Annotated in this window: 14 protein-coding genes; 6 read left to right on the top strand and 8 right to left on the bottom strand. The window is 53.5% G+C overall.

Annotated features, from left to right (window positions below):
• Positions 1-49: 49 nt before the first annotated feature.
• The gene (iscB, locus tag NEA10_RS12325) at positions 50-1,321 is read left to right on the top strand and encodes an RNA-guided endonuclease IscB (protein ID WP_252660610.1); all 1,272 of its coding nucleotides are present in this window, start codon (positions 50-52) and stop codon (positions 1,319-1,321) included.
• 84 nt (positions 1,322-1,405) lie between these two features.
• Positions 1,406-2,038, top strand: a complete 633-nt coding sequence (locus tag NEA10_RS12320; RefSeq protein WP_252660601.1) for a bifunctional 4-hydroxy-2-oxoglutarate aldolase/2-dehydro-3-deoxy-phosphogluconate aldolase — start codon at positions 1,406-1,408, stop codon at positions 2,036-2,038.
• Positions 2,039-2,042: 4 nt separating this feature from the next.
• Here NEA10_RS12320 and NEA10_RS12315 read toward each other — a convergent pair whose 3' ends face one another.
• Both NEA10_RS12315 and NEA10_RS12310 read right to left on the bottom strand, forming a co-directional pair.
• Positions 2,043-2,369: a hypothetical protein gene (locus NEA10_RS12315; protein ID WP_252660590.1), complete on the bottom strand. Its 327-nt coding sequence runs from the start codon at positions 2,367-2,369 to the stop codon at positions 2,043-2,045.
• A 201-nt stretch (positions 2,370-2,570) separates the two neighbouring features.
• A complete protein-coding gene (locus NEA10_RS12310; protein ID WP_252660588.1) occupies positions 2,571-5,534 on the bottom strand; it encodes a glycerol-3-phosphate acyltransferase in 2,964 nt (987 codons plus the stop codon).
• Positions 5,535-5,817: 283 nt separating this feature from the next.
• On the opposite strand from NEA10_RS12310, the gene NEA10_RS12305 reads away from it, so the two are divergent.
• The 3 genes from NEA10_RS12305 to NEA10_RS12295 all read left to right on the top strand — a co-directional run bounded on the left by NEA10_RS12305 (position 5,818) and on the right by NEA10_RS12295 (position 8,643).
• A complete protein-coding gene (locus NEA10_RS12305) occupies positions 5,818-6,954 on the top strand; it encodes a citrate synthase (RefSeq protein ID WP_252660580.1) in 1,137 nt (378 codons plus the stop codon).
• 15 nt (positions 6,955-6,969) lie between these two features.
• Positions 6,970-7,647 carry a YdcF family protein gene (locus NEA10_RS12300; RefSeq protein WP_374111760.1) on the top strand — a complete coding sequence of 226 codons (678 nt, stop codon included), beginning with the start codon at positions 6,970-6,972 and terminating at the stop codon, positions 7,645-7,647.
• 75 nt (positions 7,648-7,722) lie between these two features.
• The gene (locus NEA10_RS12295; protein ID WP_252660578.1) at positions 7,723-8,643 is read left to right on the top strand and encodes an NAD(+) kinase; all 921 of its coding nucleotides are present in this window, start codon (positions 7,723-7,725) and stop codon (positions 8,641-8,643) included.
• Positions 8,644-8,681: 38 nt separating this feature from the next.
• Here NEA10_RS12295 and NEA10_RS20880 read toward each other — a convergent pair whose 3' ends face one another.
• The gene (locus NEA10_RS20880; RefSeq protein WP_258719038.1) at positions 8,682-8,810 is read right to left on the bottom strand and encodes a hypothetical protein; all 129 of its coding nucleotides are present in this window, start codon (positions 8,808-8,810) and stop codon (positions 8,682-8,684) included.
• Positions 8,811-8,963: 153 nt separating this feature from the next.
• On the bottom strand, positions 8,964-10,307 hold the full coding sequence (locus NEA10_RS12290; RefSeq protein WP_252659620.1) for an IS4 family transposase: 1,344 nt from the start codon (positions 10,305-10,307) through the stop codon (positions 8,964-8,966).
• Positions 10,308-10,745: 438 nt separating this feature from the next.
• On the opposite strand from NEA10_RS12290, the gene NEA10_RS12285 reads away from it, so the two are divergent.
• Entirely contained in the window at positions 10,746-11,906 is a 1,161-nt protein-coding gene (locus tag NEA10_RS12285; protein WP_252660576.1) for a hypothetical protein, read from the top strand.
• A gap of 7 nt (positions 11,907-11,913) precedes the next feature.
• Here the strand turns inward: NEA10_RS12285 and NEA10_RS12280 are convergent, their stop codons facing one another.
• Genes NEA10_RS12280 through NEA10_RS12265 form a run of 4 tightly spaced genes read right to left on the bottom strand, consistent with a single transcriptional unit; the run spans position 11,914 to position 16,493 of the window.
• A complete protein-coding gene (locus NEA10_RS12280; RefSeq protein WP_252660574.1) occupies positions 11,914-13,059 on the bottom strand; it encodes a tetratricopeptide repeat protein in 1,146 nt (381 codons plus the stop codon).
• Positions 13,060-13,096: 37 nt separating this feature from the next.
• The gene (locus tag NEA10_RS12275; protein ID WP_252660573.1) at positions 13,097-13,549 is read right to left on the bottom strand and encodes an HNH endonuclease; all 453 of its coding nucleotides are present in this window, start codon (positions 13,547-13,549) and stop codon (positions 13,097-13,099) included.
• Positions 13,546-13,782, bottom strand: coding sequence for a hypothetical protein (locus NEA10_RS12270; RefSeq protein ID WP_252660570.1), 237 nt, complete (start codon positions 13,780-13,782; stop codon positions 13,546-13,548). Before NEA10_RS12270 ends, NEA10_RS12275 begins: the two co-directional genes overlap by 4 nt.
• Positions 13,783-13,838: 56 nt before the next feature.
• A complete protein-coding gene (locus NEA10_RS12265; protein ID WP_252660568.1) occupies positions 13,839-16,493 on the bottom strand; it encodes a heat shock protein Hsp90 family protein in 2,655 nt (884 codons plus the stop codon).
• Positions 16,494-16,534 lie beyond the last annotated feature (41 nt).

Below are 16,534 nucleotides of genomic sequence, written 5' to 3'. Positions count from 1 at the left end.
CTGAACATTAGCGAAGCAAACGTCACGAGCAATCAGAACAGACGCAACAATGTCTAACCATGTTTTCGTTTTAGATAGCAACCGCAAGCCCCTGACACCCTGCCAGCCCGGGGTAGCACGGTCACTACTCAAAGCGGGGAAAGCATCGGTATTTCGACGCTACCCATTCACCATTATTCTCAACAAGGAGGTTGACGCTAATCCTGAACCCCTCGAACTCAAACTAGACCCAGGCTCTAAAGTCACTGGAATTGCCTTGAAGCAAGGGAATCATATTATCTTTGCTGCCGAGTTGCAGCACCGAGGACAGCAGATTAAGGAAGCACTGCTGTCCCGTCGTCAACTCCGACGTTCTCGACGAAACCGCAAGACCCGATATCGACCAGCTCGGTTCTTGAATCGGACTCGTCCCGAAGGTTGGTTAGCTCCCAGCTTGCAGCATCGAGTAGATACTCTAATGACCTGGGTTAACCGATTCCGCAGACTTGCCCCAGTTGGCAGCATAGCTCAAGAGCTAGTACGGTTCGACCTGCAATTGATGGAAAACCCTGAGATCTCAGGTGTTGAGTATCAGCAGGGAGTATTACAAGGCTATGAAGTCAGGGAATACCTGTTGCAGAAGTGGGGCAGAACCTGTGCTTACTGTGGTGCTCAACATGTACCCCTTGAAGTTGAGCATATCCAGCCCCGGTCTAAGGGGGGCTCTGACCGGGTTTCTAACCTGACCCTGGCTTGCCACTCATGCAATCAAGCCAAAGGCCATGGGGACATTCGGGATTTTTTATCGGGCCAGCCTGATGTCCTGAGTCGTCTTCTGGGGCAGGCCAAATCACCCCTTAAAGATGCGGCGGCCGTTAACTCGACCCGATGGGCTTTGTTCAGGGCTCTCAAAGCAACAGGACTCCCAGTCACTACAGGAACGGGGGGACAAACGAAGTTCAATCGACTGAGGCTCAACCTACCTAAAGCTCACTGGCTTGATGCTGCCTGTGTTGGACCCGTCGAATCACTGGAAGTTCTGACGTCAAAACCGTTGCTGATTTTAGCCAAGGGGCATGGAACCCGTCAGATGTGCGGGACGAATAAGTACGGATTCCCTACTCGTCACCGCTCCAGGAGGCAAATTCATAAAGGCTTTCAGACTGGCGACATGGTGACGGCTACGGTCACAGCGGGGAAGAAAATTGGCTCCTATGTAGGACGGGTTCTCTGCCGTGCGTCTGGTAGTTTTGATATTACCACCGCTTCGGTACGGGTGGCAGGCATCAGCCACAAATACTGCAAACCTATTCACAGGAAGGATGGTTACGCCTATGCTTGAAAGATTGACGGGGACTAAAGTCCCCCGGTCGCGTTTCCTCCCCGGTCTAAAGACACGGGGCTTCCACGCGAGCAAGAGGTTTACGTGAGGGATTGGCGGTGGCTTGAGGGCTTGAAAGAAAAACCGGTAATCGCGGTCATTCGCGCCCCCTCCTTGGGGTTGGGGGAACGGATGGCGGGGGCGGCCATCGCCGGGGGGCTGTCCTATCTTGAGGTGACTTGGACAAGCGATCGCCCCACAAGCCTGATTCAACGGCTACGGGAGCGGTTCCCTCATTGTCAGGTGGGGGCGGGAACCCTGATGACCCCTCAGGAGTTGCAGGAGGCCATCGCCGCCGGGGCCCAATTCCTCTTTAGTCCCCATTATCAGTTCCCTCTCCTGGAACAGGCTATGGCGGCTGGGGTCCCCATGATTCCCGGGGCCCTAACCCCGACGGAAATTATTCAGGCTTGGCAGGCTGGCGCCACCGCCGTCAAGGTATTTCCCATTTCGGCGATGGGGGGAGTTCAGTATCTACGCAGTTTGCAAGTCCCCTTGAGGGGAATTCCCCTGATTCCCACGGGGGGGGTCACATGGGAAACGGCCCCAGCTTTTCTGAACGCTGGGGCCGTGGCCCTTGGTGTATCAACAGACCTGTTTCCTCCCTCGGACTTGGCTGCTGAAAATTGGTCAGAGGTGGAGGCGCGATCGCGCCGTTGGCAAGGACTCTATCCCTGATCACTTACTCTTGGCTCTGACGGTCATCGATGGCCAAGCGTAAGTTAAACTGACTGCTTTGTTCTTGGGGCAGGCGATCGGGATCATTGAGTTGAATTGTCACTGAGTCAAAGACCAGTCCCTGAAAATTGAGCCGGTCTGAGAGTTGAGGGAGTTGTAATCCTTCTTGAGGTTCAGGGGTTGTCTGAATTTCATGGAGTCGTAAGTCCTCAACCCGGGTACTCACGTTTTCATCAAACTCTAACGGTTGGACCTCCTCGGCGATCGCGGGGGCACTAGACCCCATAACACCTAAAATAATCACAGTGATGGCGAAAAGGCTGGATTTCATAGGGGCCTCCTTAGGGCTGGAACCGAGGCGCAATGACGCATTACTACCCCAGAGATCCGGTTGGCGTCCTTAAGGCCTCGATGAGAATAAACACGATAAAAGCTGAGCGATTCGTGAAGGCTGATCTCATGGGGGTCTAGCTATTTCTAGGGTAACAACGGATTACGCTCAATGCCAGTTCAAGTCAGGGAATGAAAGGGGTTATGAGAGAATCTCAATGGTTCCCGTTTCGCCATCAAGACGAACTCGTTGGCCATCTTTGAGCAGATTCGTGGCATTGGCCACATTCATCACCGCTGGAATTCCATATTCCCGGGCCACGATCGCCCCATGAGATAGGCGACCCCCAACCTGGGAAATTAAACCGCTGGCCCGGGCTAACAAGGGCATCCAGCCCGAGTCGGTATAGGGAACGACTAAGATGGTGTGAGGCGGTAACTGTAAGCCATCGCTTAGTTGTCGGACAATTTTTACGGGCCCTTCTGCTTGTCCCGCACTCGCACCAATCCCTGAAAGTTGCAATTGTGCCGGTTGGCTGGAAAAGGTTAATAAGGTCATGGGGGGTTTGCCATAGGTGACATAGGGAAGGTCTGCTCGTTGACGATCGCGCTCCCATTTGGCCCGCCGTTGGGCCACCAATTCAGGCACTAATGCCAATAAATCAGGATTATCTCCCTCGACGAGGCCGCGCACTTCATGGAATACCAAAAAGAAGATATCCCCCGGTTCCCGCAATACCCCTGATTCGAGCCACTGTTGTTCCAAACTGCGGAAACTCCAACGTAACTCGGCCAGCAAACAACCATAGACCTGAGCGACGTTTCCCTTGAGGTTCAGTGCCCGTTGTACTTGACCCGCCTTCGATGTTGACGGCTTAGAGCGAGGGGAGGCGGGCAAATCCTTTGTTTGGACTAATTGAGCAAACAAGGCGCGGACGGGGCGTGGGTCCTCCCGCCAGGTGGCCACGGCGATATCAGTCCCCACTTCGCTGAGATACCCAAACTCCTCTAAAAACACTTCCAATTGTTTGAGAATTTCCTGACCATCGTTACTTTCAGCTAGGTAGACAAATAATTCCACCACGTCCAACCTCCCCTCAGGAAGGAGATTGCGAGCCGACTCGGCGATATTTTCTAGGGCGGCTAGGGCGGCGACTTCCGGCATGTGCTGATTGTCTAAACTGGCTTCATCCACTTTGAAAATGGCTTTCTTGGCGGCAAAGCCTAGGGGGGCGAGGATGTTGTAATAGGTGACCCCTTCTAAGCCTTGTAAGATATCTTGAATTCGCTCTAGGAGTTTTGGGGGGGACTGTTGGGGAATCAGGCGATCGCCCGTGAAGCGACAGGCGGGCCGACTCTCTAAGGTCTCTAATAGGGGCAAAAATTCACGCTGGTACTGAGTGTTAAATTCTTGTTCTAAGACCCACTGACGACGCAACAGCCGCAGTAAGCCCGGTAGGTTGGTTAGGGTAGACCGCAAGGAGGGGCGACTCATAGAAGCCCCTTCGGTGAGGAAGGCCAGACTTTCTGGGGGAAGTCCCATGCGTCGGAAAATATCCCCGAGGAGGGAGGCGTTGAAATAGGCACTGGAATAGTGGAGGGTGGCGGTTTCGCTGAAATCCAGTCCGTGAGCGCGATCGCCCAACACGATGCTAAAGATTTCCCCCCAGACGCCACAGGTGAGGGGCCGGTTAATGGACCAGGTGAGGGGACGAATAAAACCGGGAATCACCTCGGCGGCGATTTGGCGCGTCCAAATGGGTAATAAGGTGCTGATGGGGCGAGCTTGCAGCACCCAGAGGCGGTCTCCGTCATAACTCCATTCCAGGTCTTGAGGGACATTTTGCAGCCGCTGTTCCAATTGTCGCGCCAGAACGGCTACCCGTCGTAACAGGCTCAGGGGCACATCTCCTGAGTCCCCACTGACGACTAAGCGTTCATCTTGTCCCGTGGCGGGCGATCGCCAATCGAGGGTCGCCAACTCTGAGGAAACGCTGACATGATAGCGTTCTGGGGTCACCTGTCCTGAGACGACCTGGGCCGCCTCTCCCGGTAACGCTTCGATGGCGACGGCATCCCCGCAACGGGATACGGGATCACGACTAAAGGCGACCCCAGAAAAGACGCCCGCCACTTGTTCCTGAACTAACACCGCCATAGCCCCCCCAGGGGCGGAGTCCTCCTCCTCATCCTGCTGTTGCCGTTCCTGGCGATATTGCACAGCGGCGGGGGTGTCATAGGAGGCTAGACAGCGATCGATAGCTTCTTCTAGGGCGGCGGGACTGGTGAGGTTGGCGACACTTTCATACTGTCCGGCGGCGCTGGCTAGCTCGCTATCTTCTGTAAGGGCGGAGGAACGGGCAATCAGGGGGCGATCGGGACTCACCTCTAGGGCTTCGGCGAAGAGTTGGGAATCGTCTCCGGGGAGAAACACCCAACCCGGGGGGACAGGATAGCCCCAACGTCGTAGCTGGGAGAGGCTGGCCGCTTTGAGTCCTACTTTTTCTGGGGTTAGGGGGCGATCGAGACTCAACAGGACTCGATCAGCTCGGAAAAAGCGAAAGAGTTTGCGGGTGTCAGCCTGTGCGCCGCCTAGGGGTAAATCAAGATCGTCGGACATGGTTTGATAAATGGCGTATAAGGCACAACTGAGTCCCAGGCTGCCTAATAGCCGTCCGGGACTATGGGGATAGAGCATCCAGGTAATGGCAGGAAGTAAGGCGAGGGAAAGGTTACGCCCCGCTTGACGTTCACGAATCAGGGTGAAACTGGCCCCGCTAATGAGGGCAACAAAGAGGGCAATGCGCCAATCATGGGTGACGATTCCCCAAACGGTGTTGGTGGTTCCGGCCCCTTGTTTAAAGCCATAGCGTCCTAAGACGAGGGCAATCAAGGCAAAGAGTTCAAAGCTGGGGAGTTGGGGCAGCAACCAACGGGCCAGGAGAACGACGAGAATGCCCTTGGCGGCTTCTGAGAGAACGGCCAAGACTCCGGCTGGGGTTCCTCCATGGTAGAAGGCGGCGGAGACCCCTAAATTGCCGGTTCCCGTTTGGCTGAGGTCTTCGTCACTCACCCAGCGCACGATCGCCCCAAGGAGAGGCAGTCCTCCTAAGAGGGCACTGGCAAGAAGAATGAAACTGGCGGCTAGGAGGGGGGATAGGGGCATGGAGGGGAGGAGGGAACAGGGAACAGGGGGTAGAATTATTTTAGGGGGGTGAGTTTGGGGTTGTCCTGGTCTGTTTGAGCCAGATGCCAGGAAAATCTCCCGTATGATAATGTAAACGGGGCGCTCGGCAGGATTTTGGTCGCTGATTTGAGTCGCCGGTTGTCTCCGGGCTGTTTTTTGGCTGGATGGGGCAATTAAAAGCATTCCATGACATCCTCTTGGGGAGATTCATGGGAGAATAGCAGCCTGAAGTATTACGCACGTTGTCTTAACGAGGGGTTCTATGTCGGTCGATCTCTACAAACCCGGTTTAGAAGGTGTACCAGCCGCTAAGTCTAGTATCAGTTATATTGACGGTACGCAGGGCATCTTGGAATATCGCGGTATCCGTATTGAGGATTTAGCCCAAAATAGTAGTTTTTTGGAGACGGCATACCTGCTGATCTGGGGAGAGTTACCCAGTCAGACGGAGTTGGAAGCGTTTGAGCATGATATTCGCTACCACCGCCGCATTAAGTACCGGATTCGGGACATGATGAAATGTTTTCCCGAAAGTGGACACCCCATGGATGCGCTGCAAGCGTCGGCGGCAGCGTTGGGGCTCTTCTATTCTCGGCGGGCGTTGGATGATCCTATCTATATTCGCAATGCGGTGATTCGCTTGCTGGCTAAAATTCCCACGATGGTGGCGGCGTTCCAGTTGATTCGTAAGGGAAATGACCCGGTTCAGCCTCGCGATGATCTCAGCTATGCGGCGAATTTTCTTTATATGTTACGGGAACAGGAGCCAGATCCCCTGGCGGCCCATGTGTTTGATGTTTGCTTAATGCTGCACGCGGAGCATTCCATTAATGCTTCAACGTTCTCGGCGATGGTCACGTCTTCTACGCTGACTGACCCCTATGCCGTGATTGCTTCGGCGGTGGGAACGCTCGGTGGGCCCCTTCATGGTGGGGCCAATGAGGAGGTGATCGAAATGTTGGAGGAGATTGGTGCGGTGGAGAATGCAGCCGCCTATTTGGATAATTGTATTCGCCAAAAACGCAAGATTATGGGCTTTGGCCACCGGGTGTATAAGGTGAAAGACCCTCGGGCTAACATTTTACAAGACCTGGCCGAGCAGATGTTCGATCGCTTTGGGGGCGATCGCTATTATGAGATTGCGGTGGAGTTGGAACGGTTGGTGGAAGATCGCCTGGGTGAGAAGGGGATTTATGCCAATGTGGATTTCTATTCTGGCTTGGTGTACCGCAAGTTAGGGATTCCCACGGATCTGTTTACGCCGTTGTTTGCGATCGCCCGGGTGGCGGGTTGGTTGGCCCATTGGAAGGAACAACTCAATGAAAACCGCATTTTCCGCCCGACTCAAATCTATGTGGGACAGCGCGATCGCGTCTTTGTTCCCCGAGACAAACGCTAGGGAGGGCGGTTGTTGATGCAGTTAGGTTGTCACTATGCCAAACCTGAGCCAAAACCGCGATTCAGCCGCCTAAAGCTGGGGCTGAGGCTTTGGCTCTTGGCGATGTTACTCGGGTTGGGTTGGGGGGGCTTTCGTCTCTATTTACGCTGGACTCGGGTTCCCCAGGCGGTTCTGGTTCTGGGAGGTTCGCCGGAACGCGAGGTGTTTGCGGCGGATTTTGCTCGCACTCATCCGGAGTTGGAGGTTTGGGTGTCGGGGGGAAGTAACCCGGAATATGCGGAATGGGTGTTTGCGGAGGCGGGGATTCCTCGCCAACGCTTCTATTTGAATTATGACGCAGTGGATACAGTGACGAATTTCACGACGCTGGTGGATAAGTTGCGATCGCAGGAGATCCGCAGTGTCTATTTGATTACCTCGGATTATCATATGCGCCGCGCCTCGGCCATTGGTGAGATTGTCTTGGGAAGCCGGGACATCAGTTTCCGCCCGGTTTCGATTCCTTCGGAATTTGCTCCTGAACCCATTGATAAGTCGATTCGCGATGGGGTGCGGGCCCTGGTTTGGTTGGCGACGGGCTATACGGGCTCGACGTTACGGGAGCGTTTTCAGCCCTATGGTTCAATACTGACAGACCCCATGGATGAGTCTCTGCCAAGGTTCGGAACTGTGGAATCCTGGTCTGAGTTTTAGGGGTCTCTCCTGACTCGAAAGGCGTTAACCTCTGCCCATTCTCCATGATCTATTGTTAAAGGAGTGCGATCGACGGTGCAACTGAAACAGGTCATTATTGCCCATAAAGCGGGAGATTCCTCGGCGAAATCTTGGGCCGAACGCTGCGCCAAGGAATTAGAGGCGCGAGGCTGTCATGTCCTGTTGGGCCCCAGTGGTGCCAAGGATAACCCCTATCCGGTGTTTTTAGCGTCATCGACTCAGAAGATTGATTTGGGGATTATTTTGGGTGGGGATGGAACGGCGTTAACGGCGGCCCGTCATCTCTCGCCGGAGGGGATTCCCCTGTTGGCGGTGAATGTGGGGGGACATTTGGGGTTTTTGACGGAACCCTTTGATAGTTTTCAGGAGACGGAAGGGGTTTGGGAGCGTTTGTTGGAGGATCGCTTTGCGGTTCAGTCTCGCATGATGTTGGAGGCGGCTCTGTTTGAGGGCGATCGCCTCAATCGAGAACCGGTGAGCGATCGCTATCTGGCTCTGAATGAGATGTGCATTAAACCAGCGGCGGTGGATCGGATGCTGACGTCGATTCTGGAGATGGAAATTGATGGGGAAATTGTCGATCAGTATCAGGGGGACGGTTTGTTGGTAGCCACGCCGACGGGGTCGACTTGTTATACGGTATCGGCGAATGGCCCGATTATGCACCCCGGGATGAATGCGATCGCGGTGACTCCCATTTGTCCCCTCAGTTTAGCCAGTCGTCCCTTGATTTTGCCGCCGGGGGTGGTGGTGAGTATTTGGCCCCTGGAAGACCGGGACTTAAATACGAAACTCTGGATGGATGGTGCGTTGGCGACGGCAATTTGGCCGGGGCAACGAGTAGATGTGAAAATGGCAGATTGTCAGGCTAAGTTTTTGATTTTACGAGACGATTATTCTTATTTCAAAACGCTACGAGAAAAACTTCTCTGGGCGGGGGCAAGGCTTCATTATGATAATAATCATCGTAATTGAGGGGAAGAGGGGGAACTCCCTTGGCCTCTCCCCAGCGGCTAATCTTGTAGGGGTTTATCAGGTCGAGTGAAAATCTTGAGCCAAACCGTCACTTGAGGGGGCGATTGACTAGCCAGACCACTAGCCCGACCCAAGATTAACCCAACTTTACGCCAAATCCGAGCCACGGCTGTGACTTTCCCGGATGAGGGAGCCCACGGTAAGACATTATACAGAAGGTCGGGTTCAAGATTGGGGAACTCGACCGGGTTGAGACTCTTAAAAGCGACCGAGACCAGAGCGGTCGTTGGCACAAAACCTGTGTCAAGTCCAGAAGACCTCTAGCTCTCAACCCCGGAAGACCCCAGAGAAGCTAGCTTCATAAAGAAAAAGCGGTCCAGAGCCGTGGCCAGCACTTTCACTCCCGGAAAGGGTTGTTTTTTCGACGGGGCAAAGCCAATCAGTTTAGTTAAGGCTAAGACGGCCTGACCAAGAGAAACGATTTTTTGAGAGGAGACCTTCTCTAACAAGGTCACCTCCTCCGAATCAAACACCACCTGGGCACATTGTTCAGGATTTTCCCGAATCCCATGAGTCAGGGCCAGTAGCTGCCAGGCGACCACTGAATAAAAGCTCAAGGCGTTGACTAGGGTATGGATATCATCAAACTGTAATTTTTCCACATTCAAGGCTCCGGACTTGAGAGTGTAATGAAAGCGTTCGACTTGCCATCTGAGGGCATAAAAGCGGGTTACCCGTATCACCTGCTCTCGGGTCTCAATTGGCAGACTGGTCAATAAATACCAAGTAGCCGCTTCTTGGGTAGGGGACAGCTCTTCCTGGGTTTTCACGTCGACACAACGGATTTCCTCGGCGACGACCAAGGATAAACCTTGCGTTTTATGCTTTCTGGGACTTAACTTTTTCTCCGGATAAACGTTGACCGCCCCAGCTCTTAAGCGAAGAGTCACCTCCACTTCTCGGTTTTGACGCTCAATCCGTATCCGTTCATAGCCAAAGTCTTCCAACTCCTCGGGAATCTCGGCGAGTTTAGCCACCACTTGGCTCGAGGCGACTTCCAAGTTTCGCTGTTGATACACCCGGACGATGAATTCGACATTGTCTTCTCGGGGAGCTTTGAACAGGTCAAACACGTCTCCTTCTCGGTCTTCGACTGAGACAAAGCACTTGCTCGATTGCCTCGCTTGCTCATTGATGGCATCTAGCCCCTTGAGCCATTTACAGCTTTCTTTTTCTCCTTCGGCTAGATTCAGTCCCCCCTTTCGAGTCCAATATTGTTGTCCTAACAGTCCTAAGGGCAGACCGGACTCGTTCACCAGGAGGACATTGTGTTGTATGACTCCTCTGACTTTTCCTTGGATTACCCCTAGCCCCGACATCTCCTTGTGTCCTGAGTAGTTGTAATAGGTGGTGTCTTGGGCGGCAATCACATAGTCCCCTTCTGTGGCTGAGGCTCGTTCCCTTGTCGCTTCGATATGTCTCGATAGCATCACATCTTGGGTCATTTGCTTATGGGAGAACAGACGGGCAACGGTTTGGCGAAAACTGTTACCCATACATTGAGAGAATGATAAGTTGGGTTTGCTACAGGCCAGGCTATAGGCTTTCTCTAGACTTCTTTGAACTTGGGGTCGGAATAGTCCTTGGCTGCTGAACTCGCTCATCGGGGGCTTCTCTCAACTTGGCTCGGTCACCTATTTATCTTGTCAAATTGGCGCGACGGTCAGCAACCCCCTTCTCTTTTTCCCGAGCACCCCCCGGCGAGGGCTTGCTGCTGCCATGACCAGTCTGCCCCTGAAGCTTTCGCGTCAGCTCTGCCCCTAAGATAGGCAGAGCTGACTTGAGAGGGTCCCCTTGTTCTCTTTCTCTCCGGCTACTGCTGCTGCCCCTCCATCGCCCCTGACCGGGGCGACTTGACTCAAGACTTTCACTGGGTTTCACAAACCCCTACAAGATTAGCCCCAGCGGGAATTTTACACATCACCCCGACCCTTTCCAGGAGTTAGTTGTGTCGAGGGTTCCTCAACATAGACAACACTGGGCCTTGCCCGTTCAGGGTGAGCCTGTCAATGTAGAGCCGGTTCTATCCCCAATCTGATGAAATGACCCCATGTCAACCGACCGAGCTTCAACCCTATCGCTATATCAGTGGACGCACTCTCTTGGCATTACCCAAATTAGCCCGCTGTCAGGATTTACCCCCCGAAACTTGGACCTCCCCCGATCACCTTTGGCATTTTGTCTTTATCTCTCATCGCTGGGGAAGTCAGACCGATCCCGACCCCGATGGAACCCAACTGGCAGCCCTGAAGCGACTGGCACAGCATCTTAGCATGATTGCTGAAGTGATTTCCGATGAACGGGTGGGTCCTGAAGTGGCCCAAGAACGACTGAAGCAGATTCCCTCGCTGCGACGGCAAGGCACGTTGCAGGCAGCCCATTTGTTGTTTCGCTGTCTGTGTGACGCCGAGTCTCAGGCCGATGCCGAAGAGCTTTGGCAGGATGGACAGGGAATTTTGGCGAGGATTGGCTTCTGGTATGATTATGCCTGCTTACCGCAAGACCCCAAAACCCCGGCTGAAGCAGAGGAGTTTACCCAGGCCTTGCAAGGGATTGGGGAGTTGCTGCTGTCGCCCCAGGTGAGCACCCTGGCGTTGCGGAAAGAAGGGGACGGATATCTGAGTCGGGGTTGGTGTTTTGCCGAAGCGATGATAGCTCAGTCCCGGAACGACCCTTATCGGCCCATGGTGTTATGGACAGATCGCTGGGATAAACCGGTTTCAATCTTGAATGATGAGCCGTTTTCTGTATTCAAACCCGATGTGGAAAAACTGATCGCTCAATGGGAAAACCCTGCTAATGGACTGAGTGCCTTGGACTCGTTTCACTGTGTGATTCAGGGGACGGCGTTGTGCCTTCTATTAAAGTCTGAGCAAGGCAATTCAGAGTTTGCCCTGGCCTGGGAGGATACGGTCAGGATCGGTGCCCAACTGCTGGCAGAGATCCAACCCAGGCTGGTCATGGTGTCGGAGGGGGGACGGTTGGACTTAGCCGTGCCACTGGCGACGTTGTTGGCTCGTCAGGGACTCGCCTGTCGAGAGCGGCGAGATGCCATTTTGGTGGCGTTGCTGCTGTTGACATCGCTCACCAGTGAAGCAGCGGTGGGGGAGGTGGGGATTTGGCGCCAGGCCTTGGTTCGGTTGACGCAGGGGTTGCCGTTGGAGATGGTGCGACGGGATGGAGCATTGGTCTGGCAGTCCTAGCGTATTGTTATGGTAGCAGGGTGTCACAGTCAGCTTGCCAGTTGTGAATCTTGTCTTGGCGTTGGCTTGAGCCTACCTGACGGTCCAAGCGCACAGCCAGAGGCAACGCCCACTGCAACCAGCGACGGGCTTTAGGAATGTAGCGTTGGGGGTTACTCTGCTTAGCCTGATAAATGCGGATTTCTGCCATATCCTTGTAGATATTATGAAGCCTTGCCTGACTTTCCATCTGACGGGCATAGCGCCAGGCCTGAATTCTGGCTTCAATACAGTGAGATAAACGTTCTTGCTTAAAGTACACATGACCCAACTGCCTATACGCCCCATAAACAGGTTCTGGAGACTCAATCCCCCGCGCCAACTCCAGGGACTTGAGGGCGCAAGTTTCTGCCTCCGCCCAATCCTCCTGCTCTACTGCCAGCTGCGCCAATCCCGTCCAGGCCCACATCTGTTCATAATCATTAAACTCATAGCCCTGGGTGACCTCCCGGTAGGCATCAGCAGCCGCCTCCGGACGCTCCATCTCTTGCAGCAAGTCCCCCAGCCAGCACAAATGTGATTCCAGCCTGTAGCCCGGTGCATCCTGGTGGCGACGGTGTAGTGCCAAAGCGGCTTCCATCTCACTGAGGGCAGCCTCCAGCTTTCCCTGGGCTTGCCAGAGGGTTCCTCGCTGAAGCCGTAATCCGGCAGACCAGTTGCGCTTGCCCACAGTTGCCAACCAATCCAATCCCCGAGCCAGCACCGGCTCTAGATCCGTCGCCGCCATCTCCGGCAAAAACCGCCCCACCGCCACGAAATCCATAAAGCCGTTTGCCACATACCAGAGGTCATCTTCCCCCAGCTGGCAACTCTGCTGCGGGTCGTAAGCCACCCCAATCAGCCAGGTGAACCCCTCTAATGCCACCTGATACTTTCCCTGCATCCGTTGCACTTCAGCCAGCCAGAACCGTTCTTTGACTTGCAGGGACAGGTCGTTGAGGTCTGCGGCTAGGTCAGCAGCCCGTTGAGAGAACTTCTCGGCTTTGGCATATTGCAGTTCGTCTCGGCAGTCCCTTGCCAGTTGGTCAAGCTGCTGAATTTCCTCCCGCTTCTCTTCATTAGCCAGGTGGGCTTCAATATCAAAATCATCGCTGAGAAAGTCAAAGTCGGTCATGGGAGAGGATCGGGCAAGGAGTGGCAGTTGGGGATGGTTACGGTTGGCGTGGGTCGAGGGCAGGAGGATGCCAGCCCGCTTGCACCCACAGGGCGCGGGCTTCTTGGATGGGGCGATCGCCCTGGTAGCGACTGTCATTCATATCCAGGCGATCGCAAGTAGCGCGACCGATGGCAGTGGTGCCCAGAATGCGAGTGCCATCGGCTGTCCAGATGAAATGGTCTGACCAGAGCTGTTGCCGGGGATGGAAGAGGGGTTGCATGGCCAGAGTTTGGCGATCGAGTCCCTCTATAAAGTTATAGTGCCCTTGGTTACAGCGACTACAAGCCAGGGCCAGATTATCCAGATCATCGGAGCCACCCAGAGAGCGGGGCCGAATGTGGTCGATCGTGAATCGAGCCGTGCTGATTTTTTCTGGAGAATGGCAATATTCGCATAACCCCGCAGCACGCTGGCGAATCTGTTGTTTTGCTGCCGCGTTCAAGGTCATTGCTGTGCCACGAGTAAAGAATTTAGGTAAGTGAACAGGCGATCTAGCTCGGTGATGGCGGTGAGTTCGGCCTCTTCTTGGGGAGGGAGCGCACCCAGCTTATTTTTTTCTAACAGCGTTTCCAGCCGAGATTGCAACTCATCCGTAAATTTGAACAAGCGCAGATTGTCAACGGTTTCGACGGTGATGCCTGTTTCTAAAAGGGATTGAGGACTAATCGTGACCTGAATCATCGTGTTTTAGCTCCGAGGAGAGTGTTGGGTTCGATCCTAAGTTAATTGCGCTCAAACTAGCCTCCCAGCCCAAAATGCCGTTTCAAGAAATCTTGTGCATCCTCAATTGCCCCCTTGTCGGCATTGCGAGTCAAATTTAGGGCATCGGCAATGTCTTCCAATGAAGCTGCCAGAAATGCTTCGACGGTTTTGTAGTTCTGACTGATTATGTTAGCTAACCCTTGATTACACTGGTCATAGCGAACCAGCACATCAGCAGAGAGAAATGTTTTTTGTCCTGCGTTTTTGAGGGAATCAAGATCGGTACGCCGCCCCAGTTCACTCCGGAGTTGCTGGGCTAATGCTTCAATATCTGGTTGTTCTCGATTCCACTGAGTATAGGGGTGATACAGGATTCCTTTGAGGTCTGCGGCAATTTCTTCCTGAGCATCTTCACGACATAGATAAATGAGCGGACGACCTTTGTAATGTCCCATCGCCCCAATTTCGAGAAATACATTGGGGTTCTTGTCGCTAATATCCGCCAGATAACAGTGGCTGCGGGCAATGTGCGCTTCGACGTTGGCAGAAATGGTTAATCCCAAAAGGCTGTCATCGGCACGAATGACTTCCCACCCGTAGGGCTTATCCTCCAGCACCATCTTCAAGGCTGCCAGCAAAGGCTGAAGCGGCTTGTCAAAGGGCATCGCCACAAAGCAGCTAATATGTTCTGTCTGACTGCTATTTTGAGCCGCAGCCTGCGTCCGTAACTCCTGCTCCTTTTCATCTAGCCGAAGTTTAAGCTGTGTAATCTGCCCTTCTAGTTTTTGAGTGCGATCCGTTTGGGTAATCATGCGGTCAATGACTCGGCTAAAGCTCTTGAACATGACCTCCGCATTACTCGCTGTTAGCACCTGATTGATTAGCATGATGGAGTTGTTATAAATTGCCATACAAGCATCAATCTTGTCCTCAGATTGGGACATTTTGGCGAGTTGCTGTACCGTAGGGTTATCTGCATTCAGATACAGCGTTACCGGAACTGATTGTTCTCCCTGCAATACGTCCTTCACCAGTTTTCGCACTTCTTCCGGGAGCGCGACGTTATCTCCCGCCTGCTTAAGTTTCTGCCGATTTTTAGCAGCAGCAGATAACACACTCAATGCTGGAATAGACTCTGGCTTGAATCTTACAGCTTTAGCAATGCTACGGCGATCCGGCATTCCCCGTGTAAACTCCTGTTCTAGTTGACGAAATTCTATCTGGTCTTCGGGATTAAGTGCCTCAAAAATGACATTCGACTCGCCAATATTGAGTTGCCGGAGCTTAATTTCTGGGTGCAGCTTACCATACTGCTCCAAAAAGTCATCCTCAAAGACCTGGCTGGCATCCACTACCAGCAATCCCCGTGCTTCACAGAGCATATAGAACTGAGTGGCACTCCCCCGCTCATCAAAGTAGAGCAAGTCAGTTTCCGATTGCCCCTGACGTTTTGCTTCCTCAAAGTAGGCGCTGAGGCTCATCGGTCCTTGGTTCGTCTCAAAGGGAATTAAATCAGCAACAGCCCGGAAGAATTTGTCGTCCTTGAGTGCCATCCCTTTCATGTGGTAGTGATGCCAGTCACAGAGTCGCTGAAAGCGGATGGGATCATCCTTTGAAAATTGCGTTAGGTGCTTGATCACCTCCTGCCCCAATTGCTCCTTAATCTCTTTCTGAATGGCGTCCTGTTGCACCGCATCCCGAGCAGCCGTCAGGGTTAAGGCCGGTGAGTCAATGATGCCCCGAACAAACTTAGCCCAAATCGGCAACATCTCCCGATTTGCTTCCATGACGAACATTCGCGACTGGTAAACATCCACAAAACCACTGGTATTAATATCAGGAACGCGGTTGTCTGAGACATATAACACGCCATCTACCTTGGGATCTTTTAAGTGAATGGGAATGGTGGCGAGGGGGTTGTCTGGGAAACGTTTAGCAACGAAGATTGCCATCTCCAGCACTTCTTCTTTGGGGTTGTCGTAGTGCTTGTGCCAGGGTGCATTGACGGCATTAGCGGGTGCTTCATCATCGTTGAGATAGATGCTGACCGGCAAAAAGTCGGCGTACTTACGAATTGCCCTGCGGAGTTCCTCGGGCAAGAGCATATCTCTGTAGTTGTCATTGATGTAGAGTGTCACCGTAGAGCCTGGAACTTCCCGTTCTCCGGGGGTAAGGTCATAGGTTTTCTCCCCACTACTCTCCCATCGCCAAGCTGGATTACCTGATTGCCAGGACAGGGTTTCTACGACGACCCGATCTGCGACAATAAATGCTGAGAGCAAGCCGATGCCAAACTGCCCAATCACGGTCACATCCGCCTGTCGCCCTTTCTGTACCAGGTTTTGCCGAAATGCTTCTGTTCCACTGCGCCCAATGGTTGAGAGGTATTCCTTAACTTCTTGTTCGGTCATCCCCGCGCCGTTATCGGTGAAGCTGATGGTGGCAGCCTCCCAATCTATCTTGACCCGGATCACGCCTTCTGGTGCGCCTTCCCCTTGCAATTCCCGCCTGCGCTTCACTGAGTCATGGGCATTTTGCAGCATTTCCCGCACGAATACGTCTGCTTCGGCATACAGGTGCTTGGCGAGCAGTTTAATCAGCCCCTGTAAATCGATCTGAAATTCACTTGAGTTGGAGCCATGGCTTGCAGGCTGGGGTGCAGCGGGTTGGGATGTGGGTCGCTTAGGCATAGGTAACGGGTGCGACAGTGAGTGGGAAATGTTTGGGAAGC

The sequence above is a fragment of the Phormidium yuhuli AB48 genome, assembly GCF_023983615.1.
Classification (GTDB): domain Bacteria; phylum Cyanobacteriota; class Cyanobacteriia; order Cyanobacteriales; family Geitlerinemataceae; genus Sodalinema; species Sodalinema yuhuli.
The sequence above is the reverse complement of the archived record's forward strand: the minus strand, read 5'-3'. Positions and strand labels throughout refer to the sequence as shown.